The following is a 21,656-nucleotide window of genomic DNA, read 5'->3' on the forward strand; positions in this document are numbered from 1 at the left end:
ACCCACACCCCCGCCTCCCCGACCGGCGTGGACGCCGTCATCGTCGACTACAACGGCGTCATCGGCCTGCAGCCCACCCTCGGCCAGTGGCAGCACCTCGCCCGGCTGGCCGGCTGGCCCGACGGCGACCTCGCCTCCCTCCAGCACGCCTTCTGGAACGCCCGCGAACGGTACGACGCCGGCCAGCTCAGCGACCTCGCGTACTGGGCCAAGGTGCTCGGCTACCACCCCGGCCCGCGCCTGCTGCGCGAACTACGTACGGCCGACACCGCCATGTGGACCCACACCGACCCCCACGTCCTCGACATCCTGTACCGCGCCAGGACCGCGGAGACGTCCATGGTCCTGCTCTCCAACGCCCCGCACTTCCTCAGCAACGTCCTGGACGCCACCAACTGGCGTCGCGAACTGATGGATGACGCCCAGTACTCCGCCCGTCTGAACCTGTGCAAGCCGGATCCGGCCGCGTACGAACACGCCCTGGCCGCCACCGGCATCGCCGACCCGGGACGCGTGCTGTTCGTCGACGACCGCGAGGACAACTGCCGGGCCGCCGCCGAGTTGGGCCTGCGCACCCTGCACTACACCGGCCAACCCGCAGACCTGGAACAGCAGTTGCTGCCCGCCCTCGCGCAGCGGACCGGTTCCTGACCGCGCACCACGCCGCTCACTACAGCCCCGACCCCTGGACCTTCGTGCCCGACACCGAAGAGATCGACGGTGACGTCTACGTCTCGCCCCGCCACCTCGCCGGTAGCACTTACACCGGTGACCCTGCACTGAAGCCGCTCCTCGCGCTCGGTTTTGATCTCCGTCACGACGACCTAGGCAACGTCTACGTCACCGCTGCCGACCACCGCGTCCGACTCGGGTACCTGCCCGAGGGAGACGACGACGGATTGTGGAGGATCAACGCCTACCGCGACCGTTTCGGCCCGCCCGCGTGGGGCGTGAGTTTCAACGACTCCGTGCCCACCGAGTTCGTGACTGCCTTCACCACCACCCTCGCCCAGGCGTACACCGCCGGCCCCGACACCTACCTTGCCGAGCCCGATCTAAAGGACCCCGTTCTCGGCGCCTTCGACGCCGTCGTCCCGCTGATCAAGAACGGCTGGCAGTTCCAGCAACCGCGCTGGGGCGTGATCGCACTACAGCCTCCGGACGGGATGGCCACCTGCGAATACACCACCAACCGGCTTGACCCCGAGAAGGAACTCACCACCCTTGGGGCCCGATGGCACCTATGGGGTGGTCCGAAGAGCGGCTACGCCCGCTGGTATGCCACTGCCACTACCAACACCCCCATCGCCTTGGTGAAGGCCATCACCCAGAGCGTCTCCGACCCAGCCCCCCTGCCGCGTTGGAAAGACTCGTTGCTCCCGCGGCTGCGCGAGACAGCGAGGCTCACCCCCGTCACACCGCCCGCGCCCCCGGTTCCGACCCCACTCGACGTCCAGAACGCCGCCGCCCACCGCTCACCTGCACTTGGCACCCGCAGCGTCCCGCGCTGGAGCACCACCAGCCTTCCTGTCTCCACCGCCGCCCCACGTACCGCCGCGCGTCGCTGATCCGCGCCGTCCACGACCAGCAACTCCCGTCCAATGAAAGGACCTTGTGCCGCTCAGCCCGCTGGACGATCTCGACGACCACGACGTGGTCGAGGTCCTGCCCCGCCACCTCGCCGACCCCGGTGTTCACGACCTCGCCGACGTGTGGCCCTTTCCCCTCGGCCAGGACTGGACTCTGACCCACTCCTCAGACGGACCAGCTATTGCCGTCAGCCCCGGCATGCGCCTGCTCGCCGGACACATACCCTCAGAGACCCACCCACACAGCGGAGAGTGGCTGGTCGCCGCGCAGAAGGACCCCTTCCGGCCGGCCACCTGGACGGCCACGCTCGACCGCAGCACCCCCGTCGAACTCGTCCGCGACCTGTACACCGCAGTGTTCGCGCTGTGCGAGGCGGACAGACAGGGCGAGCGCGATCTACTGCGCCCAGACGACGTCTGCCCCCAAGACGTATACCTGCCGTTGCTCACGGCAGGCTGGCACCACACGGTCAAGAGGGACGGGGTCCAGTTTCCGCAGCCCGGACGGCTACGGCGCGCTGCAACACGCCTACGTGCACCAGGACTTGGGCAGCACCGGTCTGGTCCGCGTGGGGCGGGTCACCGGACTACCCGCTGTGGAAGGCCACGTTCTCCTCCGCCGTGCCCGCTTCCCTGGTCGCAGCGTTCGTTCCCTCCCTGGGCTCACCCGTGCCGCTCGCGCGGGCTGTGTGGAACATCCCGACCGACACACGCCGCCATCTCACCCTCCCCGCCGCCCTGACCGACTCTGTCGCGCACCCGGGGGCCCCGGCACAGAGCCGAGCGACCTCCTCGCCGCCCTTGCCGTCCCCGCACACTTCGGCGGCCGGGGTACCGGGCAACGTATCCACGCAGTCCGCTCTTCCCACCTCGTTGGTTGGTCAACGCAGGTAAACGGCCCCGCAGAACTGTCCGCTGCCGAGGAGCATCGCCGTTGTCCCTGCACGCCCAACACTTCTTCACCGACCTGCTCGCCCTGCCCGTCCACGAACGACGGGTGATCGGCGACGCCTGCTACGCGGTCATCTCGCCCGACTCGCCGCTGCGCCTACGCATCGAATTCGCCCAGACCATCCGACACCGTGAGTACGGCGGACTGCGCCTGAGCATCCTCCATCCAGACCGAGGCGCCCTCGACCACGCGTACCTGTCCTTCGCCGACCACGGCACGTTCGCCGTACGAGATGCGCGCCTCGGCAGACAGCCCGGACACGACGGCTACGGCGTCGTACGGGACTGGCACGGCGACGACAGTTCACCTTGGATCGGCGCCGCCGTCAGAGCCCTGAGCCATGCCGTCCAGGACTACCTCAAGGTCTGGATGTCTCAATCATCCCCGACCACACGTGCTGACAGCGCACAACGGCGGCCAGCACGTGTCGATACGGATCCCGAACCCGCCCGGGGATGCTGGCTCACTGACGCCGACTTCCTCACCCGCCTCCATCAGGCCACGCTGCTGTGGTTGGACATCGTCGACGACGTCCTCGACGACGACTTTCACCTCCCTGAGGCACTGACCGAAAGCCGCGAACACGCCGCCCAACTGCTCAACATCCCACCGGCGTTCGGCCTCCTGATCGAAGCCGAGGCCGCCGCCCGGATCGTGCACGCCGCCGGCCTACCGGCCGACGCACTCCGCAGTGCCACCGTCGTGCAGGGACTGTCGCACATCGCGACGTTGTCGATCGAGGACCAGCAACGCCTCGTCCGAGCCGCCGCCCGCGGAAGCACGATCGACGCCCCCGCGCACCTTCCCGGGCAAGCTCGTCCGGCCCCGCCGCCCCAGCCGTCGCCGACCCGTACCCGCTGACCGGGCCTATCCCGCTTGCACCGACGGGCAGCCCTGCCCGCGTCCCCTCCAGGAGAGCTCCTTCTTGCCTACCTGTTCCGCCAACCGCCTGTCCGTCGTGGCCGTCACCGTTGCCACGGTGACCGGCGCGGTGGCCTTGGCCCCAGTCGCCTCCGCGCAGACACCCGAGCCGACCCCGTCCACGTCCATCACTCCGCTGAGCGCGGCCGGGAACGGCAGCGTCACCATCCTGAAGAAGGACCCGGGCGGCGATGTTCTCGCCGGCGCCACATTCACCCTGCTCGACTCCACCGGCAAGCAGGCCACCCGCGGCACCACCGATGCCGAGGGCCAGCTGACCTTCCAGAACCTCGCGCCCGGTGTCTACCGGCTCAAGGAGACGGCCTCCGGCAGCCCGCTGCACGACGTTGTCGACGACCAGGACGTCATCGTCACCCCCGGTGCCGACACCCCGCTAACGATCATCGACCCGTTCAAGACCGCCTCGGTTCTGCTGAAGGCCAAGGGCGACAAGACCGGCAAACTGCTGGCCGGATCCACGGTCAACATCGGCAGCGGCGATAAGATCATCCTGACGCTGGCGACCGGCTCCGACGGAACGGCCACCGGCAAGCTCCCCATCAACTCCCGCACCGGCAGCGACTTCTGGGTCAAACAGGTGAAGGCGCCCGCCGGCTACGAGATCTACAAGCCCTCGAAGGCATTCAGGGCTAAGCCGGGCGATCCGGTGACCGTGACTGTCACCAACGCCAAGGAGATCAGCGGCACGACTCCCGCACCCCCCTCCTCCGAGAAGCCGTCCGACGAGCCGACCGCCGATGCATCCATACCAGGCACCTCGACCCCGGAGCAGAGCGACAGCCCCGCCTCGACGTCCACCGCGTCGTCCGATGCCCCAGTCGCCGATTCGACCGCGCCAAGCAACACGGCACCCGCCCCTAGGGGCTCCCTCGCCCACACCGGCGCCGACGCCACCCCTTGGCTGCTCGGCGGCGCCGGTGTCCTCCTCGCCGCCGGCGGTGGAGCTGTCTTCGCAGCACGGCGCCGCCGTACCGAGCACGACAGCGACAGCGCCCAGGACTGACACAGCCCTCCAGGCCGTTGCACCAGCCCCCGATCTCCCTCAGTCACGGACTTCGGGGGCTTTCGTCTGCCCGGTAGACGGACAAACCAGATGGCCGCTCGCCCAGCCCACGGCTGGTACCGGCGAGCGACTCACAGCGGTTGCGGGGCCCCGGAACGCGGTGGCAGCTACCCGTACCCCTTGCCCAACTCCAGTGCAGGAACAAGGGCTTCGGCCGCACAGCACTCATGGCACGCTGAAGCGCCCGGCCGCATCAACGCGTCCAGGGCCTCCAGCGTGCCCAGTTCCTTGCCTCCGCCCGTCGCATCGGGGCAGACAGCATCGTGCACGACCGTCCCTCCGCGACGTCGCGGATCAGGCCGTACGACCCACCCCGACGGTTTCGGAGGCCGCAGGGGGTCAGGACGCCGACGCGTCGGCACGACCGACAAGTCCACACCCTCGATCGGCTTGAGTTGCTTGTCCGTGACCCACACCGAGTACTCGGCAGGCTCCACACCCTCCTCCGTCGTGATCCAGGCGGGTACGCCGATCCGATACCGCCACGGATGCCCTCGCTTAGCATGAAGCCGCTCGTAAAGCCGCACTTCCACGCCCTGTCCGTCAGGCAGAGCCAGCAAGATCCTGGCCGGAGTCCCGTTCGCCGACCGCCGGTCTCCGGACGTTCCGTCCATCTACCGCACCCCGGACTCCAGCTCACGTGCCCGCATGCGCAGAGCCGCCCGCTGGCCCGAGCCCGCCATGCGCCAGTACGGGTGACAACCCACCCGTACCGACAACTCCAGCAGGCGCCGCCGCAGCGCAGTCGTCCTGCCTCGGCAGGAGGGATCGGAAAGCGCTCGATATGTGCGGTCCCACTCGTAGTGTGCGGCGATCAGGTCCTCGGGGAATGCAGAGCATCGCATACAGTTATTGCATCACGTGTTCGATTTCATGCGCATCCGTGCAGGTCGACCTGTGACGTCCAGGGATAGATGGCCAGTGCTCAGCAATAGATGGCCACTCACTCCCTAGCGGTCACCTGACCTGCACTTACGTCTACGGAATCGCTCAGTCCGGGGCCCGGCTGGCCAACTATCGCTGGGCACTCTGGCCAACTGTGGTTGAGCGCAGGGTCCGCGACCTGCGGATATGTCGGGCGGGCTGGCCATGTATCGCTGGAGGTCACACGACCCTTGTGACGTCCAGCTGTGGCAGCGGCTTCCAGTTTGTGGTGGCCGTCGAGGAGGAAGTGGGTCGGCGCCAGTGTGCGGAGGGGGCATCGCCCAAGCCGAGGGGGGCTGGCACACGTCCAGCGTAGAGATCGCCACTGCTGTGGGGACCGTTCCCCGTTCCATGAGCGCGACGTACTCCTCGACACGCTCCCTCTCGTTCAGTGGCACTACCCGTAGTACGCCCTCACTCAGCAGTCGTAGCTCTTGAGCGTCTTCGAGGCACCGGTGGCCGACTTCAGGTAGTCGTTCTCCGACTTCAGGCTCTCGTTGTCCGCCGTCGACTCCGCCAACTGCATGACCAGTCCGGCAGCCATGGACAGGAGCCCTTCGTGCTTCGTCTGGAGCCCCTCGTGCTCTTCCTGAAGCTCCTTGTGCTTCCAGGCGAGGACCCCAATGGTGGTGGCGGCTAGAACGCTGGCGCCGGCCTTAAGCACGACCCTGGTCTTGCCGAACTTACCTCCGACTGGCCCGGCACTGTCCTTGCCGACGCAAACGTGGCCCGTCTGGTGCGAGTGCTGTTGAGCCTCGCCGAGATGGTCGCTCTGATACGAGCACGATCCGCATTGGTAATGGGTCATCAGTCGGTCGTTCCCCTCCCCCAGGGAGATGAGCTTGCCACAGGTCACATGCCTCCGGCGATCACTTGGTCATCCTCCGTACGCCCACCGACGCTGAGGGAAGGACGCGCCCCCTACACGGGCGTGCGCGCCCGCTGGGGTCGCCTGATCTCTCGTCATGGACGCCGCGTTGCACACCGCCACGCATGATGTTCGAGTGGGGCGAAACAGCGTGAGCGCCTTCCTGGTACTGCGAGGATCGTCCGCATGGATCGTAGGGACTATCTCGGCCAGTCGATGATGCAGGCCGCCGTACTGCCGGCGCGTGCCGCCTATCTCATCCGCGTGGGCAGCGATACCGGTTTCCGCCAGGCAGTACAGGAAGCGAGCACCCGGTGGGGCGGGATGACCGAACCCATCCTCGCCGTGCCGGAGAACGGCGAGGTCCCTGACGAACTGCGCCAGACCGTAGCCACGGCGAAGGTCGAATCCGTTGTCAACGTGGACGTTGACGACGCCGTTGCCCAGCGCGTGGCTGCCGCCCTCGGCCTGCCCTGTATCCGGATCGCCCAGATCGACCAGGCCGGCGCCGCGATGTTCACCTGCCACCCGCTGCACGTCAACCCTCCTGTGCAGCCGTCCACCCTGCCGGTCGTTGCCGTGGACGGCGCGCCGCTGTGGCAAGTGGCCGCTGCCGGCCTCCTCAGCGAGGAGCAGGCCGGCGAACTGCGGCGCACCGCTCTCGCCGTCCGCGCGGGCCTGCCCGACGAGTACGGCCGGACGCAGATGTACGGAGCCACCCATCTGCAGAGCACGATCGCGCAGTTCGGCGAGCACCGCAGCAACGCCTTCGGGTCGCTACCCGCAGCGGTGTGGGTCACCGAGCCCGACGACGTCGAGGACTGCGTCGCGTTCTGGAACGCTCGCGCGCTACGGCCACTCAGCCACGCCGGGATGCCCGTGCTGCTGCTGCCCACCGGCGAGGTTCAGCACTGGCTGGGCCTCGCCCAACAGCTCGCCGGCCTGCTGGGCCGACCCGCGGAGTTCTCCCCCGACGTGATGCTGCTCAGCAAGAACGTCCCCCAGGAGCAACTGCACGAGATCGCCGAGGTCCTGGAGCTGCAGCGCACGGAGGCGGAGGTCCAGATCGGCACACAGTTCCCCACTCCCGCACTGCGGCGGCCTCCCTTCACTTACCGGACCGACCTCAATCCGCGCTCGTGGCTGCTGAGGGATCGCGAGTACGGGTTGTCGACCTCGTTCGACGTGCACGTGTTCGCCGGGGATACGAGCACACTTCGGTTCACCTCGCCCGTCCACTTCCATACCCAAGGCAGTTGGGCGCTGGCCCGGGTGTGGGGCAGCCCGCTCGACGGCCTGCCCCGACTCGACTGCGTCGCGTCGCTCGTCGAGAAGAACGCGCAATGGCGCGGAGACAGTATCCAGCTGCGCACTCCCGCGCAGAACGACTACATCTTCGCGCTGACCGTGCCCACGCTCGCGCAGGCGGCCGAGGCCGTGTTGGAGCAGGCGAGCGCCCGTCACGCCCTGTCGGACAAGGGCAAGCTCGGGGTCGCGTTGCAGGCTCAGGCTGACATCGCCGCTCTCCTCGAACCAGGTGTGTACGAAGCCGTGATCGCCCTCACGACTCCCCGGTCCAAGGAACTCCTCAAGGAGCTGCGGAAGATCAGGGCGGAAGGGGCCGACGACGCCGCGCAGCTGGTAGAACTGGCCTCCATGTGGGGTGGCCGCGCCGAGCGCCGGTACCGCCCCACCACGAAGTTGGAGCTGTCGCCGCAGCGGGCCTCCGAGGCGGCTGAACGCCTGTGTGCACTCGGCTGGGCCGAACGCGGGGTGGAAACCAACTGCGTCCAGTGCGGGGTCCGCACTTTCCACCCCTTCGAACAGACGCAGCGCCGACCGGTGTGCCCGGGCTGTTCCGCTCCATCCCGGTACGAGACCACCGCAGACGGCCTTTCCGTCTTCTACCGGCTCGACAGCTTCGTCGACCGCGCCAGCGACCAGGGCCTTCTTCCCCACCTGCTTGTGATCGCCGCACTGACGAAGAAGGAGCCGAACTCGTTCTTCCTACCGGGCGTCGATGTGTGGTTCAACGACCAGACGCACGGCGAGGCCGATGTCTTCGGCCTCTACGGCGGGCGCGTGCTGTCCGGCGAGGTCAAGACATCCGCGTCCCAGTTCACCAACGAACAGCTCACCCACGACATCACCCTGAGCACCCGTCTGGGTATCGACGTCCACCTCCTCGCTGCGGTCGACGCCGTCCCCCAGGCGACTCGCGACCAGGCCGCCAAGCTCTGCTCCGACGCCGGACTGGATCTCCTCGTCCTCGACAAGAGCGAGCTCCGCCGCTCTTGACGGCGAGTCGGCCAAAGCACCATGTCAGTCAGCGTGCGGCGGGCGCCGGGCTTTGCCGTCCAAGGACAGTTCGCCTGGGGCAGACAGGAAAGAGCCCGCAGGGACTGGTGATCGCCGCGACACCATGTCAACCTAAACGACCTTCCCTAAACTCCCAGGTCAGAGAGGTGATGCTGTGGCATTGGATGTGACGCGATCCGGATTCGCCACCACGGTCGCGGCCCTACGGCTCCGCTCCTGGAAGCTCGGTGCCGGTCAGGCGATGGAGGTGGTCGACCAGTTCTCGGAGGCCGATTTCACCCACATCGTCGACGACCGCGCCGACATGCACGTCAGCTCGCACGACGGCCGGTTCTACCTCGGCTACTTCCCGAACGGCCGGCCCGGCGGCGCGGACGAGGACTGGGTGACGGGCGAGGGCTGGGTGATCGCGGTCACCGGCACCGCGAACGTTCCCGGCTACCGGATGTCCTTCGGTACGGAGACCCCGGCGGAAATCATCGCTGCTGTCGTGGCCCAGATCCTGGCCACCTCCCAGCCCATGTGACCGGCACGTCCCCTTCCCCTCGTCCGCGCCGCTTACCCTGACTCTGTTCTCGCGGCCCCGTCCGCTACTGCTTGGAGAACACCTTGGACCTGCACACGCCCGAGATGACTGTCGGAGATCTACTCGACCTGCTGTCCGGCTGCGACCGTGACGCGTCCGTCCGTCTCGCCGTCAACCCCTTCTTCCCTATGGCCCACCGCCTCGGCGGTGTGGAGAAGGCGCTGGACGAGCACGGTCAGCCGATGGTCTACATTGCCGAGTCCCCGGAAGCCGAGCAGTTCGGCCCCCTGCCGCCCGCCGTGGCTGTCGCTCTGACCTGGCAGCCGCCGGCCGAGGGACCTGCGCGCCGCCGACGCGGCGCGACCGGGCCGAACACCGGCCAGTGATCCAACCTCTAACTGACGGAGGCGCCCCTGCACCCGCACCACCCCATCGATCCCTCTCACCCCCACTCGCGGGACCCGATGTACTGGGTCACCCCGCGCCACCTGGCCGGTGACGACGGCGTCCTCGCCGAACGGATCGGCGACACCCTGACCGACCTCGGCTGGCGCATGTGGCCGACCTCCCGCAGCACCCTGCTCTATGTGAGCCCCGACGGCCTGCGCGGCGCCGAGTGGATCCTCGCCGCCTACCCGTTCGCGCTGGGCGGCCTCCCGGTGGCCTGGCAGCTGTCCGCCCGTCCGTACGCCGCCTCGGCCCTGACCGAGTGGAACGCGTACTTCACCGCCGGCGTACCGCACGAGGCGCTCACCGATTTCCTGCTCGCGCTCGACGCCAGCGAGACCCCCGACGCCGGGCTCGAGAACGCCGAGTCGGTGCTCACCGCGCTCAGCGCGCGGGGCTGGCTGCGCGACCTCGACCGCCCGCGCACAACCGCCACCGACCCGGGCTTCTCCACGAACGTCTCGCTGGAGATGCTGCCGCCGCTCATCCACGACGCCGACCCCCGCGATGACCTTCTGGGGTGGCAGGCGTGGGCGGAGCCCGTGCTAGGGGCGCCGTACCTGTGGTGCGCCAGCTTCAGCGCGAGCGCCCCGCACGAGCTGGTCGCGGCCTTCGCCTCCTCGCTCGCCGCACCCGGCCCCGTACCGCGCTGGGTACTGCCCGAGGGCGCGGCGGACCGTCTCACCGTCGTCCGCTGCGGCTGACGGGCTGCTCATAGCCCCTGACCGAGGCGGGGGACCGACGGGGGTGATGCCCCCCTTCTCCCAGGCCCGGTGGTTCCGCTCTCTTCACGGGAGCGGAACCACCGGGCCTTCGCCGCAGCCAGGGCATCCGCGAACCCCTGACGGCACCCTGGAACCAAGATCCAGGCCGCGCATAGGATCACCGTCGTGGCGGGCAAAGTAATCGGCAAAGGACCCCTGCGTGGCTACCTCCTGGAGGAGGTGCTGGCCTGGCTGTTGCGCTCCAGCGGCTTCGAGGTCCTCACGGCCGACGACGACAAGGACAAAGAGCCGTGGAAGGTACTGAAGGAGGACAAGAACGGTCTGCTGGTCCGTGGACGCGGGGCGTGGCACCAGGTCGATGCGCTCGGACAGTTCCGGTACGTCCCGCCGTTCTCCCTGCCGGTCCGCTTGTTCGTCGAGGCGAAGTACCTGACCACAGCTCCAGTTGGCCTGCCCACCGTACGCAACGGCCACGGTGTGATCCACGACGTGAACGAGGGCGAGATCACCACGCTCACCGCTCCGGGGACCGGCTGGCCACGGACGCGGTACCGCTATAGCTACGCGATCTTCTCCACGTCCGGTTTCAGCCCGGAGGCGCAGGACTACGCGCTGGCCCACCAGATATCCCTGATCGATCTCTCCGCACAGGACTTTGCCGTACTGCGGAATCTCGTCAGGACCACGGCCGACACGATTCACGCAGTGCTCGAAGCCACTCCGGCGGCCGAGCGGCCGAAGGTGCGCGAGATACGGACGTATCTTCGCGGACCGCTCCTGGACATGGACCCGGGCGAGGTGGAACTGCCCGATGGGATTCGTGGCCCCCTCGATTACCTGGCGCAGGCCCTGCACAGCCGGAAACAGCTCGGTCTTGTCCTGGCCTTTCCAGCAGCGCCGTTCGTCCTGGGACTGGTCTCGGATCATCTCTACGACTTCGTGGAGTACGCGAGAGCGCACCCCACGCACGCGGTGCGCCTGCGTCGCATCAATCAGGCAGCTTCACACCCTGTGTGGGAACTGCGCTCTGCGGAGCACCCCGAGGCATACGCGTTGCGGTTCGGACTGCCGGAGCGCGTGGAAGCCTGGATCGTCGAGCAGGACGAAGGAATGCCCTCGCGAACCCGGTACATCAAGCGCAGCATGCTGTCGACCATGACCCTGTACTGGATGCACGGGGAGCACGCGGAGACCTTCCAACTCCGCTACGAGCCGGGCGAACTCCGTCTCGACGGCTGATCGCCGTACGACGAAACCCCGGGATCCGGGCCTGTCGAAAGGAAAGGCCCGGACACCGGGGCAGGTGCAGAAGCGGGTCAGCGTGCGGTGCGTGCCTTGGCGAGCGCCTTGTCCAGGTGGGCGTCCACGAGGCCTGGCGAGCCGGAGACGATCACCAGGATGTTGCCGGTGCGGATCGTCGTCTGCTTGACGACGCTGCGCTGCCCGCCGACGGAGAAGGTGAGCAGCTGGCTCCACTGCTCGTCGCCGAGGTTCGGCGCGGCCGACCTCTCGGTGCGCATGTCGACGACGGTGCTGCCCGACGTCACCTGGTAGGTGGGGCAGGAGAGCATCGCGGCGAAGACCTTCGAGATGCCTGTGGACAGCTTCGCCGGGCTGTCGCTGTACAGCTCCTCGGTGATCTCGGAGGTGCTGCTGCCGGTGTTGGTGAAGGACGTCTTCGCCTTGCGGGTGAAGTCGAGGCCGGAGCCGGTGGCCGCGTCGGTGCCGAGCTTCTCCAGGGCCGGGCAGCCGATGACGGTGACATCGTCGCTGCGGCGAGGGGCCGCGGGCTTGAGGGTGTAGCCCTCGCCCAGGTCGCTCTCGTTCAGCAGCCGGTGGTTCAGCTGGGCCGAGGACAGTGGCGCGGATACCGAGGGCGTGCTGCCACCGCGGTGTGCGGGTGCGGAGGCGCTGGACGAAGTGTCGGCGGGCTCGGCGTGGCTGGCGCAGCCAGTCAGGGCGAGGACGGTGAAGACGGCGCCGAGGCCGAGGGTGATCGTGGTGGAACGGCGCATACGGAAACCCCTTGGTGATGCGAGACGGATGGTCTGACCGGATCGGCCCTCCGGGTGCCGACGAAGGCAGGAGTGGGGGAAGGGGTTTCGCGAATTCAGTGGCCGAGGTGGCGCAGGCCCTCTTCGAGGGTGGGGTGGAAGTGGTCGACCGGACCGGAGTTGCGGTTGTACCAGGCGGTGTCCAGCCGGGTCTCCTCCGCTTCGTGGCCGGCCTCGCAGCGCAGCCACACCGAGTCGTCGCGCATGTTGAAGACGATCCAGTTCCGGTACGCACCGCAGTAGCAGGCGTGGACCTCGCCGTTGATGACGAGCGGCAGGTCCCAGCGCATCATGAAGCCCGAGACGTCCTGGCGGCACGGTGCCCGGAACTCCTGCGGCAGGAAGTCGGGCACTACCGTGGTGTCGGCCGGCGCAGCGACCGGAGCGGTGCCGTCCGGCTGCGGCCACTCGGTGTGCATCGCCAGTACCGCCTGGCCGGCACGCTGGGCTTCACGGAACTCTCGGTCCGCACGGTTGCGTCGGAACATGCCGTCTCCCTCTCTGTCGTCTCGCCTGCACGAGGAGAGTGCCGCAAGTCCCTGACCTGCTGCAACTCTAAGAATGTTGAATTCAGCGGGACTTGGCGGAGCGCTCCTTGCGGTTCGTCGGCCGCTTCGCGGCACCGCGGCCGGCGGCGGACACGGTGGCTGTGCGATCGGGCATGGCGGAAGCGTTGGCGGGCAGGTCGGCCATACGCCGCAGCCGCCACACGAGGACGTCGCTGATCGAGTCGGCGGTGCCCAGTTCCCGCCGCTCGGCAGCCTCGGCCAGGAGCGCGGCCGGGTCGTGCCCGGCGCTCTCGACGTCGGCGAGCGTGGCGGCCAGCGCGTACCAGCCCGGCTCGGCGAGGACCTGCTCGGCCAGCTCCGGTACCGCCTGGCGCAGGTAGGCGGTCTGCTTGCGCTGCAGGGGCTGGGACAGACGCCGACCGCGCTGGTGCATGACGCCCAAATACATCGGCGCGGCGGCCTGGTAGGCGGCGCGCAGGTGCTCGGCGGCCTGGCGGGCAGCCGCGGCCTGCTGGGCGTGCTCCTTCATTCCGTGCCACTGGGCGGCGGCGGTGACCAGGAAGAACATCATGTCGATCAGCATCGCGGCGGTGGCGCCGTCCTCCCCACGGCCGAGCGCCGGCCCGCTGTGGACGAGGTCGCGGGCGGCCTGCCGCAGCCCGCGGGCATGTCCTCGCTCGGCCCGGATGTGGGAGCGGGTGGCCCGCTCGAACGCGAAGGCGGCGTCTCGCAGTTCGCGGCGGGTGTGCGCGGCCGAGGTCTTGGCGAGCGCGTCGAGGACCTCGCCGCCCGCGGCGATCAGCGCGGCGATCTGTCCGTCGTCGCCCTGGTCGATGATGAGTACGGCCTGCCAGGACGCCGACGTCGCTCGGCGGCGTGCGGTCGAGGGGCTGACACGCGCCGAGCCGGAGGAGCGGTCCGCGGTGGCGTCGCGGTCGGGTTCGGCGGAGTTGCCGGCCCACCGTTCGCGGATGCGGGGCAGGGAGAGGTCGGGCGCGAGGGTGGAGCCCGAATAGTAGATCGGTTCCTGGTCCTCGTTGCGGTCGTCGGGCAGCGCGACCTTGTAGCCGAGCAGATCCCCGGAGGGCGCGACGCGCTGGCTGACCAGGAGGCCGGCGCCGGCCAGGCGATCGAAGAACTCCTGCTCGCCGGCGACGCCGGCGGCGGCGCGGCGCACCGTCTCGCGCAGCTCCTCGCGTGGCGTGCGCTCCTTGCCCTGGCGGTTCGCCTTATGGCGTTCCGCGCTGGAGGGGCGCTTGGCGGCGGTTCCGTCGCCGGTGTTCAACCGCCGTAGTCCGTAGTCGATTTCGATCTTCCGTGCTTCCGCCTGGGAACGGGCGCCATCGCCGCGGATACGGGCCCGGCGGCCGTCATGGCGGACGACGGTGGCGATGATGTGGATGTGGTCGTCGGCATGGCGGACGGCCGCCCAGCGGCAGGCGGCGTCGTCGCCATCCGGGGCGATACCGGTGGCGGAAACCATGCGGCGGGCGATGTCCGCCCACTGCTCGTCGGTCAGGATCGGGTCTTCCGGGGCGGCGCGAACGGACAGGTGCCATACGTGTTCGGCGGGCCTGGCACTTTCGGGCAGGGCCATGACGGGCTGGTCGAGCAGTCGCTGCAGGTCGCTGTACGTCGCCTTGGGGTCGCGGCCGGGGTCGGGGGCCAGGCGGTCCCACGCCGCGACGAGGTGCGGGTCGATGTGCTCCTCGGCGTTGCCCGGGCCATACAGGTACTTCAGCAGGCCGTAGGTGTCATCGCCCATGTCGTGGACTGAGGGGATCATGCCGCGGGACGCTCGCCGTCCAGGTAGTGCTGGACCAAGGCGTCCACACGCAGGGACACTCGGTCGACGCCTGCGAGGACTGCCTTGGCCTGGGGCGCCAGCTCGTCCGAATTCAGCGCCGCCGCAACCTGGTTGAGGTTGTTGCCGATCCGGTTCAGCGCGGTTCGCAGGTCGAACAGCTCCTTCACCATCTCGCGCTCGCCAGCGATCTCGGCGGCGGTGAGGTCGAGGTTGCGGGCAGCTTTGAGGGCAGCGCGGGCAAGGTAGTTGGCGATGGTCGTGTTGCAGGCGGCAGCGGCGTGGACGAGGAGCTGGTACTCGTCGTCGTTCATGCGGCAGCTCGGCTGGTGTATGCGCTTCTTCTCGTCGCGCAGGCGCTCACGCTGCTGAACGTGGGGCTTCGGCGATGTGGCGTGGGCGCAGTCGGTGCTGTGGCAGGAGTGGGATTCCCCCTCTTCAGGATGCGAGCCGCCCCCGGTCGCATCCTGACGGATCGGCGCCCCCTGGTGCCGATCCGCTCCCGCCACCCCCGGGGCGGGAGACGCAAGAGCATTGCTCCCAACGGGAGCAATGCTCTTGCACCAACTTGCTGTGCGACGTGAGGTCGCATTTTCCGAAGTGAGGTGGATTTCGTGGAGAGGTTCTGACAAAGGAATTTCCTCCGAATCAGTGTCTGGATTCGTCCCCGCGCTCACATGCGTCGCTGGTAACGGCGGGGTGTGAAGCTGAGCTTTCAAGCCCAAGGGCGTCTCGGCCATCGAGAGGCCACAGGCGAGGGGAAGACTGGACGGGCGAACACGTGTGAACCCCTGGTTAATGCCTCGGTATATGGAACCCCCGCGGATGGCTTGCTCTCAGCGGGGCAGGGCCCGGCGCTGCAAGGCGCCAGCGGCTTCCGGTGCAAGCAACACCGGAAGTGAGACACCGCCGGCCACGGGGTAGAGGGGGCGCCCACCCCAGTCGCGTCTTCGAAATGCGGAACACGGAAACCCTGACGGGGTCCGGAAGTAGTTCCGGTAAGCCGACCGCAAGGGAGGCCCAAGTCCCCGGCAGGAACAGGATGGTCCAAGAAGCCAAGGCCGGTCGGCCGAAAGGCCAGGGGAAAACCGGGCGGCGGCACTCTCCGCCCGCTGCCCGCCATAACCCGCCGGATACGGGCCCGTGTGGCCCGGCCCGAAAGGGCGCCCACGTGGACCAGGTGAGCCTTTGGAGCACCAAGGCAAGGCGACCGGAACCGACGGACAAGTTAGATACCGGAGGCGGACATGGGCACCATCAGGGCGGCTGCAGCCACCCGCCCGCCCGAGGGGAACGGACCCGAGGGCGGGGCCTCCGACTGGCACGGGATCCACTGGGCCAGATGTGAGCGCGACGTACGGCGGCTGAGGCAGCGGATCTTCAAGGCGACGCAGGACGGGGACCTGAAGAAGGTCCGCAATTTGCAGAAGCTCATGCTGAGAAGCCGCAGCAACACGCTGGTGAGCGTGAAGCGGGTGACCCAGCAGAGCCAGGGCCGCAAGACGGCGGGTATCGACGGGGAGACAGCCCTCACCCCAGCGGCGAGGGCGAGGTTGGTGGCAGAGTGCCACCGATCGTCCGCTCCGTGGAGGGCCCAGCCGGTCAGGCGGGTCTACATCCCCAAGGCCAACGGCAAGCAGCGCCCACTCGGGATCCCGGTCATTCGTGACCGGGTGCTCCAGGCACGCGTGAAGAACGCGCTGGAACCGGAGTGGGAGGCGCGGTTCGAGTCGCGATCCTATGGATTTCGTCCCGGTCGTAGCTGCCAGGATGCCATCGCTTCCATCTTGCAGACGGCGCGCGGCTCGCGAGCGAGGCGTCGTTGGGCGTTGGATGCGGATCTGGAAGGGGCCTTCGACCGCATCAGTCACGATCATCTGACGGCCATGCTCGGGCAGTTCCCCGCCAGGGACCTCGTCCGGGGTTGGCTGCGGGCGGGCGTGATGGATGCCGGGAGATGGGCGCCGAGTGTGGAGGGCACTCCACAAGGCGGCGTCATCAGCCCTTTGCTGCTGAACATTGCGCTGCACGGGATGGAACAGGCAGCGGGATTCCGCGCCGACGGGTATCGGACGCGTGCTCATCACGCGTCCGCCGGTGTGCCCGTGCTGGTCCGCTATGCCGACGACTTCGTGGTGCTCTGCCACGACGAGGAGGAGGCATACCGGGTCAAGGAGGAACTGGGTGTCTGGCTGGCGCCGCGAGGTCTGCGCTTCAACGAGGCGAAGACGAAGGTCGTTCACCTCGATGAGGGGTTCGACTTCCTGGGTTTCACGATCCAGCGGCACGGCGACAAGCTGAACATCAGGCCGAGTAAGGCGGCTTGCAACGCGCTGCGGAAGCGGCTGCGGACGGATATGCGGACCTTGCGGGGTGCGCCTGCCCAAGCGGTCATTGTGAAGTTCAACCCGCTTGTGAGGGGTTGGACGGCGTATTACCGCAGTGCGGCGTCGCATCAAGTGTTCTGCTCGATGGACGCTTACATGTTCAAGCTGCTCTACAAGTGGGTGAAACGCGGTCACGAGAACCGTTCGGGGCTGTGGATAAAACGCCACTATTTCGGCAGGTTCAACAAGACCAGGCGCGACAACTGGGTGTTCGGCGACCACGCGAGTGGCGCCTACGTCCAGAAGTTCGCTTGGACACGCCATGTAATGCATCACCCCGTCAAAGGCGCGGCATCCCCGGATGATCCGGCCTTGACGGATTACTGGCAGAAGCGTCGCCGCAGCACAGCGCCACCGCCGATGGACAAGACGAGTCTGGTCCTGGCGGCCCGGCAGAAGGGCCTGTGCCCTCTCTGCGGGCGGGCGCTGATCGAAGGAGCGGAATACGAGCCGGACAATCTGCGGGAATGGATTGACTGGTTCGCCGCGACGAAGAAGATGCTGAACAAGCATCACTTCGCCTACCGCAGCAGCGGCGGCACGGATAGACGGACCAACCTCCGCCTCGTTCATGCCGATTGTCACCGTTCGTATCATGCAGACGACGGAAATCGGAACGTAAGTTGCCGTCCAGCAGAGCCCTCGCGGCTTGCTTGAGCCGGATGCGGTGAAAGTCGCACGTCCGGTTCTGAGGGGGCCGGGGACCAGAGATGGCCCCCGGCTACCCGACTCCGCTGAAGTGGAGTTGGTTTCCGGCTCACCCGTTTCGGGGGTGGGGGTCGTCGTCGGATTTGTCATCGGGTGCGGTTCCTCGTGCTACGGATGCGGTGCTGGATGTCGGCGGCGAGATCGACCATGTCGGTCGGGCCGTCGAGGAGTTCGATGGGGGATTCGGCGCGGTGCTGGACGAGCCACTGGCCGGTGGGGGCCGGCACAGCGGCGTGCAGGAGCTGGTGGCGCACGAGCACCTCCGCCCAGGCGGCGGCCTCGGCGGTGGACGGCGTGTGCCTACGCGGATGACGGGCGGGAATGGTGGGTTCCTCCAGCGCGGGGGCGGTGGCCCGGCCGAGGCCGGGCTACCGGAAGGATTGATGGAAACAGGCACTTGACCTGCTGGTTTGTGAAAGTCAGCCGCACTCGGGGCAGCGATCGAGGTGCCGGTTCAAGGCCCGCGCCATGTTCCGGGTCAGGGAGGCGGCGTTCGTGGCGCTGGTCTTCGCCGCTGCGGATCCCTGGTAGTGCTCGGCATGGACGCGAAGGAGGCGGATGTCCTGCTCGAAGTCGGACTTGATGTGCGCGAAGCGGTGGCAGATCTTCATCGGGCCGTACTCCGTGTCGTCGTGGTGCCCGCCTCGTGGCGCAGCCGCTGCAGAACCGGGGTCAGGTGCTCGTTTCGGCCGCCCGGGAGCTGCTGGGAGCGGAGGATTTCGCGGAGCTGAGGCCGGGTCAGGGACTTGTTTCCGTCGCGCTCCAGCAGCGCGGACACGTGAGGACGGACCCGTTCGACCATCTCCTCGACGCTCAGCTTCGGCTGCTTCCGGGACCGAGCGGACTGACCGCCGCGTGGCCGGTTCCGGGACGCCCTCGCGTTCGGGGTTCGCCGTACGGGGACCGCGTGGGGACGGTCCACGTCGGGCTCCGTCCTCGCTTCGGCATCCGGGTGTTCCCGTCCCCCGTCCTCGGTGGGGACGGTCGACGGGGACGGGCGTGTGTCCCCCTGAGTAGCGGTTTCGTGCGCGTTGTCGGCACTGCCGCTCGCGCCGTCGTCGGGCTCTTCGGTCCCGGCGGGCACGGTTTCCCGGTCCCCGACCGCCGCCTCTTGGCCCTCGTGTAGCAGGCCCGAGCCGGACGTGGCTGCTCGGTCCCCGTTGCCGACCGAGTCCGGGTGGGGACGGTCCCCGTCGGGCTTGTGTCCCGTCCCCGATTCCGTACGGTCTCCGTCTGCCCGGTCCTCATTCGATGCGGGGCTTCGGGGACCGACGTCGGGGACCGCGCTCTCCCCCGTACTCGCTGGCGTCCCGTTCACCGACGACGTCGCGATGGACACGGGGAGAGGGGACCGGTCCCCGCGATCGGCGTCCTGCTCGTGCGCAGGCTGAATCCAGGGCGACGGCAGGATCACGGTGGCGAGCCCTGCGGCGTGCCGACGCGCGGCCAGCTGCTCCAGAAGCGCACGACGCTGCTGCGGGTCGGTGCCGACACCGGATCGCGTGAGAGCCGACTGAAGCCGACGCGTGATTCGGCGGCCACGACCGTTGGCACGCTGCTCCTCGGGCATCGAGGCCAGCAGGGAGGCGAGCGCCACTGCCCGCCGGGTCGCGCGGTCCTTGGTGATCTGCGCGGCATCGCGGTTGCGGGTGGCGATACCCAGGCGGGAGAGAAGACGCTCTCGCACTTCACGTCCGAGCGTGGCCAGCAACCCTTGCGAGGCGGCGTCCGGCTTGTGCAGCCGCAGCTCGATGCCCATGGCCAGGTGCCACAGCACGGCCGCCATGACCGGGCCGACGAAGGCCCGCACGGTGCCGCCCACCGTGCCCGACTCGGCGTACGCAGGGATGATCTGCACCCCGGTGATCACCCAGACCAGCCCGCCCGGGAGGCCGGGTGCTCCCTGGGTCTTCAGGTTCTGCCGGGCCATCAGCGCGGTCGCGAATAGCGCCAGTTCGGCCGCGCTGAACATCATGGCCCGCTCTACCGTGCCGGCCATGTCGAGGTAGTCGGCGGCGAACCGCCAGCTGGTATCGGCGCTGTAGGCGGTGCAGCTGAGGGCGGCGAGTGCCGCGACCCAGACTGCGGGGGTGCTGGCGCTCTGGCCGCCCGCCCGGGTCCTGTTGCGCCGGACCGACCATCGGGCCAGTACCAGGGCGAGCACGCCGACGGCGGCGACGAGGTGAACGGGCTCGATGCCGGCGGGAAGGAACGGCATGGCGATGGGGTGAGTCATGCGGCCTTTCGGAGAGCGGCGATCAGGGCGTGGGTCTGCGCCTGGCGGGGCACCTGCACCGGGGATGCGGCGTCCTTGGTGTCCTCATCCGAGGCGTCTTCGTCCTCGGCGTCCTCGTCGTCGGTGGCCTCTTCCGGTTCGGCTTGGCCCCAGTAGCGGTCGCGGTCGGCAACGGCGTGGGCGGCGTTGCGCATCAGGTCGCGCGCCCAGTCGAGGTTGTCGAGCCGCAGGGCGTAGGCGAGGCGCTCGGGGCTCCAGCCGCGGACGTAGGCATGGCGGGTGACGGCGTCGCGCTCGGCGTCGCTGAGGTGGACGTCACGGCCTTCGAAGGCGGCCTTGACCCGGGCGTAGTCAAGTCGCTTGTTGACTCGGGCGTGCCAGGGGCGGCGCTCGTCCTCGGTCAGCCCACCCCACATGCCCTGGCGAATCTCGTTGTCGAGGGCGTAGTCGAAGCACGCCTTCTTCACCGGGCAGCCGCCGCAGATCGTCTTGGCCGCGTCGATGGCTGCGCGGTCGCGGGCCGCGTGGAAGAACAGCTTGTCGATCTCCTTGGCCGGTAGACCGTGGCATCGGCCCCGTTCCTGCCAACTGTGGTCGGCAATGCCCCGGATCGTCGGGGCGGGTGCGTCGTTGGCGGTGATGTGGCGCAAGGCAGTCTCCGGAAGTCGCCTCGGTCGGTGCGGGTCGCGGCACCGGCGGCTGACGGGGTGCGGCGGGGCGCTTCGAGGCGGGCTCGGGGTACGGCGTCGGGCCGTACCGCAGGCGGAACGTTTCGGTGGAGAAGGGGGCTGCACTCAGGCGGCGGATGCCTGTTGGGCCAGTGCAGCCAGGGCACTGTCGATGCGGCCGGGGTGAACCGTGGCGCGGGGCACGTTGCCCCGGGAGGTTCCGTCGAGGCTGATGCGACGGCGGCGGCACGGCTCGCCCTTGTCGGCGTGACACCAGTCGCACGGCACGCCGAGAAGGTCGGGTCCTCCAGAGGCGATGGTGGCTTCGCGGGCGGCGCGGGCAGGCCGATAGGGGGCCAGCGCGGCGCGTGCGGCGGGCGGGATGTAGGTGCCGGCGGCGGCCAGCTGGTCCTTGAGACCGGGCCGGTGTCGCCCTGCGGTGATCCCGCGATGTGCCGAGGGGGCGGCCTGCCCGGCCGCCACGGCATCCCGCGCCGCCAGCAGCTCCGTCCGCCAGGCTTGTGGGTTGTCCGGATCGGCCGCCGGGGTCGGGTCGGTGTGCCGGACCAGACGGTCGCGGCGGTACGCGTGCCAATCGCGCGCCACGTCCGCCGGCAGGATCGGGTACGGCGACATCACGATGCGTTTGCGGACGATCCCGCGCACGTCCCAACCCTGGCCGGTGCTCATCGGGACGTCGTTGAGCAGCTCGTGCCAGGTGTCGAGCTGGTTGTCGGCCTCGCCCGGGTCGGTGCGGATGAGGCGGGGGTCGAGGCGGCCGGCGTAGGTGAGTACGGCAGCAACTTCGCGGTGGTCCAAGGTAGTTACTCCGTTCCAGTTCGCTTGTCGACGGCGGCGAGCAGGGCGGCCATGTGCGCGTCGGCACGGGTCATGCCGGCCTGGGGCCTGGGCGTGCCGCCGGGAAGGGCGTAGAG

The 21,656-nt window shown here is 68.7% G+C and carries 23 protein-coding genes and 2 pseudogenes; 12 read left to right on the plus strand and 13 right to left on the minus strand.

All coding sequences use genetic code 11. From position 1 onward, the window contains the following. From AC31A1_RS22140 to AC31A1_RS22165, 6 genes and pseudogenes are all read left to right on the plus strand, one after another. On the plus strand, window positions 1–651 hold a 651-nt coding region (locus tag AC31A1_RS22140; RefSeq protein WP_489654971.1), incomplete at its 5' end, for an HAD family hydrolase. A gap of 44 nt (window positions 652–695) precedes the next feature. Beyond that, window positions 696–1,568 carry an SPDY domain-containing protein gene (locus AC31A1_RS22145; RefSeq protein WP_489654972.1) on the plus strand — a complete coding sequence of 291 codons (873 nt, stop codon included), beginning with the start codon at window positions 696–698 and terminating at the stop codon, window positions 1,566–1,568. A gap of 220 nt (window positions 1,569–1,788) precedes the next feature. Continuing rightward, window positions 1,789–1,935 (plus strand): annotated as a pseudogene (locus AC31A1_RS22150) (DUF317 domain-containing protein); the annotation flags it as partial. A gap of 20 nt (window positions 1,936–1,955) precedes the next feature. Continuing rightward, the gene (locus AC31A1_RS22155; RefSeq protein ID WP_489654991.1) at window positions 1,956–2,483 is read left to right on the plus strand and encodes a DUF317 domain-containing protein; all 528 of its coding nucleotides are present in this window, start codon (window positions 1,956–1,958) and stop codon (window positions 2,481–2,483) included. Between the two features lie 40 nt (window positions 2,484–2,523). Then, window positions 2,524–3,402: a hypothetical protein gene (locus AC31A1_RS22160; protein ID WP_489654973.1), complete on the plus strand. Its 879-nt coding sequence runs from the start codon at window positions 2,524–2,526 to the stop codon at window positions 3,400–3,402. A 64-nt stretch (window positions 3,403–3,466) separates the two neighbouring features. After that, a complete protein-coding gene (locus AC31A1_RS22165) occupies window positions 3,467–4,486 on the plus strand; it encodes an MSCRAMM family protein (RefSeq protein ID WP_489654974.1) in 1,020 nt (339 codons plus the stop codon). Window positions 4,487–4,653: 167 nt separating this feature from the next. Here the strand turns inward: AC31A1_RS22165 and AC31A1_RS22170 are convergent, their stop codons facing one another. The 3 genes from AC31A1_RS22170 to AC31A1_RS22180 all read right to left on the minus strand — a co-directional run bounded on the left by AC31A1_RS22170 (window position 4,654) and on the right by AC31A1_RS22180 (window position 6,134). Then, window positions 4,654–5,160, minus strand: a complete 507-nt coding sequence (locus tag AC31A1_RS22170; RefSeq protein ID WP_489654975.1) for a DUF6233 domain-containing protein — start codon at window positions 5,158–5,160, stop codon at window positions 4,654–4,656. Beyond that, window positions 5,161–5,391: a hypothetical protein gene (locus tag AC31A1_RS22175; protein WP_489654976.1), complete on the minus strand. Its 231-nt coding sequence runs from the start codon at window positions 5,389–5,391 to the stop codon at window positions 5,161–5,163. It lies immediately after the preceding gene. A 497-nt stretch (window positions 5,392–5,888) separates the two neighbouring features. Beyond that, entirely contained in the window at window positions 5,889–6,134 is a 246-nt protein-coding gene (locus AC31A1_RS22180) for a hypothetical protein (protein ID WP_489654977.1), read from the minus strand. 390 nt (window positions 6,135–6,524) lie between these two features. Here AC31A1_RS22180 and AC31A1_RS22185 point away from each other — a divergent pair, with 390 nt between their 5' ends. The 5 genes from AC31A1_RS22185 (at window position 6,525) to AC31A1_RS22205 (ending at window position 11,594) form a co-directional block, all read left to right on the plus strand. Beyond that, the gene (locus AC31A1_RS22185) at window positions 6,525–8,636 is read left to right on the plus strand and encodes a hypothetical protein (protein WP_489654978.1); all 2,112 of its coding nucleotides are present in this window, start codon (window positions 6,525–6,527) and stop codon (window positions 8,634–8,636) included. Window positions 8,637–8,811: 175 nt separating this feature from the next. After that, complete coding sequence (locus AC31A1_RS22190; RefSeq protein ID WP_489654979.1) at window positions 8,812–9,183, plus strand: SPDY domain-containing protein; 372 nt, start codon at window positions 8,812–8,814, stop codon at window positions 9,181–9,183. A gap of 104 nt (window positions 9,184–9,287) precedes the next feature. Beyond that, the gene (locus tag AC31A1_RS22195; RefSeq protein WP_489654992.1) at window positions 9,288–9,569 is read left to right on the plus strand and encodes a hypothetical protein; all 282 of its coding nucleotides are present in this window, start codon (window positions 9,288–9,290) and stop codon (window positions 9,567–9,569) included. A 78-nt stretch (window positions 9,570–9,647) separates the two neighbouring features. Beyond that, window positions 9,648–10,334 carry an SPDY domain-containing protein gene (locus AC31A1_RS22200; RefSeq protein ID WP_489654980.1) on the plus strand — a complete coding sequence of 229 codons (687 nt, stop codon included), beginning with the start codon at window positions 9,648–9,650 and terminating at the stop codon, window positions 10,332–10,334. Window positions 10,335–10,520: 186 nt separating this feature from the next. Continuing rightward, window positions 10,521–11,594, plus strand: coding sequence for a hypothetical protein (locus AC31A1_RS22205; protein ID WP_489654981.1), 1,074 nt, complete (start codon window positions 10,521–10,523; stop codon window positions 11,592–11,594). Between the two features lie 77 nt (window positions 11,595–11,671). Here the strand turns inward: AC31A1_RS22205 and AC31A1_RS22210 are convergent, their stop codons facing one another. The 4 genes from AC31A1_RS22210 to AC31A1_RS22225 form a co-directional block, all read right to left on the minus strand. Continuing rightward, window positions 11,672–12,370 carry a hypothetical protein gene (locus AC31A1_RS22210; RefSeq protein ID WP_489654982.1) on the minus strand — a complete coding sequence of 233 codons (699 nt, stop codon included), beginning with the start codon at window positions 12,368–12,370 and terminating at the stop codon, window positions 11,672–11,674. Window positions 12,371–12,465: 95 nt separating this feature from the next. Beyond that, on the minus strand, window positions 12,466–12,897 hold the full coding sequence (locus AC31A1_RS22215; RefSeq protein ID WP_489654983.1) for a hypothetical protein: 432 nt from the start codon (window positions 12,895–12,897) through the stop codon (window positions 12,466–12,468). A gap of 82 nt (window positions 12,898–12,979) precedes the next feature. Further along, a complete protein-coding gene (locus AC31A1_RS22220) occupies window positions 12,980–14,704 on the minus strand; it encodes a relaxase/mobilization nuclease domain-containing protein (RefSeq protein WP_489654984.1) in 1,725 nt (574 codons plus the stop codon). Further along, entirely contained in the window at window positions 14,701–15,078 is a 378-nt protein-coding gene (locus AC31A1_RS22225; RefSeq protein ID WP_489654993.1) for a plasmid mobilization protein, read from the minus strand. The genes AC31A1_RS22220 and AC31A1_RS22225 overlap by 4 nt, the downstream gene beginning before the upstream one ends. An 891-nt stretch (window positions 15,079–15,969) precedes the next feature. On the opposite strand from AC31A1_RS22225, the gene ltrA reads away from it, so the two are divergent. Then, the gene (ltrA, locus tag AC31A1_RS22230) at window positions 15,970–17,766 is read left to right on the plus strand and encodes a group II intron reverse transcriptase/maturase (protein ID WP_489654985.1); all 1,797 of its coding nucleotides are present in this window, start codon (window positions 15,970–15,972) and stop codon (window positions 17,764–17,766) included. A gap of 137 nt (window positions 17,767–17,903) precedes the next feature. On the opposite strand, the gene AC31A1_RS22235 is transcribed toward ltrA, so the two are convergent. The 6 genes and pseudogenes from AC31A1_RS22235 to AC31A1_RS22260 all read right to left on the minus strand — a co-directional run. Continuing rightward, the gene (locus AC31A1_RS22235; RefSeq protein WP_489654986.1) at window positions 17,904–18,071 is read right to left on the minus strand and encodes a hypothetical protein; all 168 of its coding nucleotides are present in this window, start codon (window positions 18,069–18,071) and stop codon (window positions 17,904–17,906) included. A 165-nt stretch (window positions 18,072–18,236) separates the two neighbouring features. Further along, window positions 18,237–18,428: a hypothetical protein gene (locus AC31A1_RS22240; protein ID WP_489654987.1), complete on the minus strand. Its 192-nt coding sequence runs from the start codon at window positions 18,426–18,428 to the stop codon at window positions 18,237–18,239. Next, the gene (locus AC31A1_RS22245) at window positions 18,425–20,053 is read right to left on the minus strand and encodes a chromosomal replication initiator protein DnaA (protein ID WP_489654988.1); all 1,629 of its coding nucleotides are present in this window, start codon (window positions 20,051–20,053) and stop codon (window positions 18,425–18,427) included. Before AC31A1_RS22245 ends, AC31A1_RS22240 begins: the two co-directional genes overlap by 4 nt. Further along, window positions 20,050–20,703, minus strand: a complete 654-nt coding sequence (locus AC31A1_RS22250) for a WhiB family transcriptional regulator (protein ID WP_489654989.1) — start codon at window positions 20,701–20,703, stop codon at window positions 20,050–20,052. Before AC31A1_RS22250 ends, AC31A1_RS22245 begins: the two co-directional genes overlap by 4 nt. Before the next feature lie 144 nt (window positions 20,704–20,847). Continuing rightward, window positions 20,848–21,540, minus strand: a complete 693-nt coding sequence (locus AC31A1_RS22255; RefSeq protein WP_489654990.1) for a zinc finger domain-containing protein — start codon at window positions 21,538–21,540, stop codon at window positions 20,848–20,850. 5 nt (window positions 21,541–21,545) lie between these two features. Beyond that, window positions 21,546–21,656, minus strand: a pseudogene (locus tag AC31A1_RS22260) (helix-turn-helix domain-containing protein); the annotation flags it as partial.

Source organism: Streptomyces sp. P5F9 (assembly GCF_057961495.1).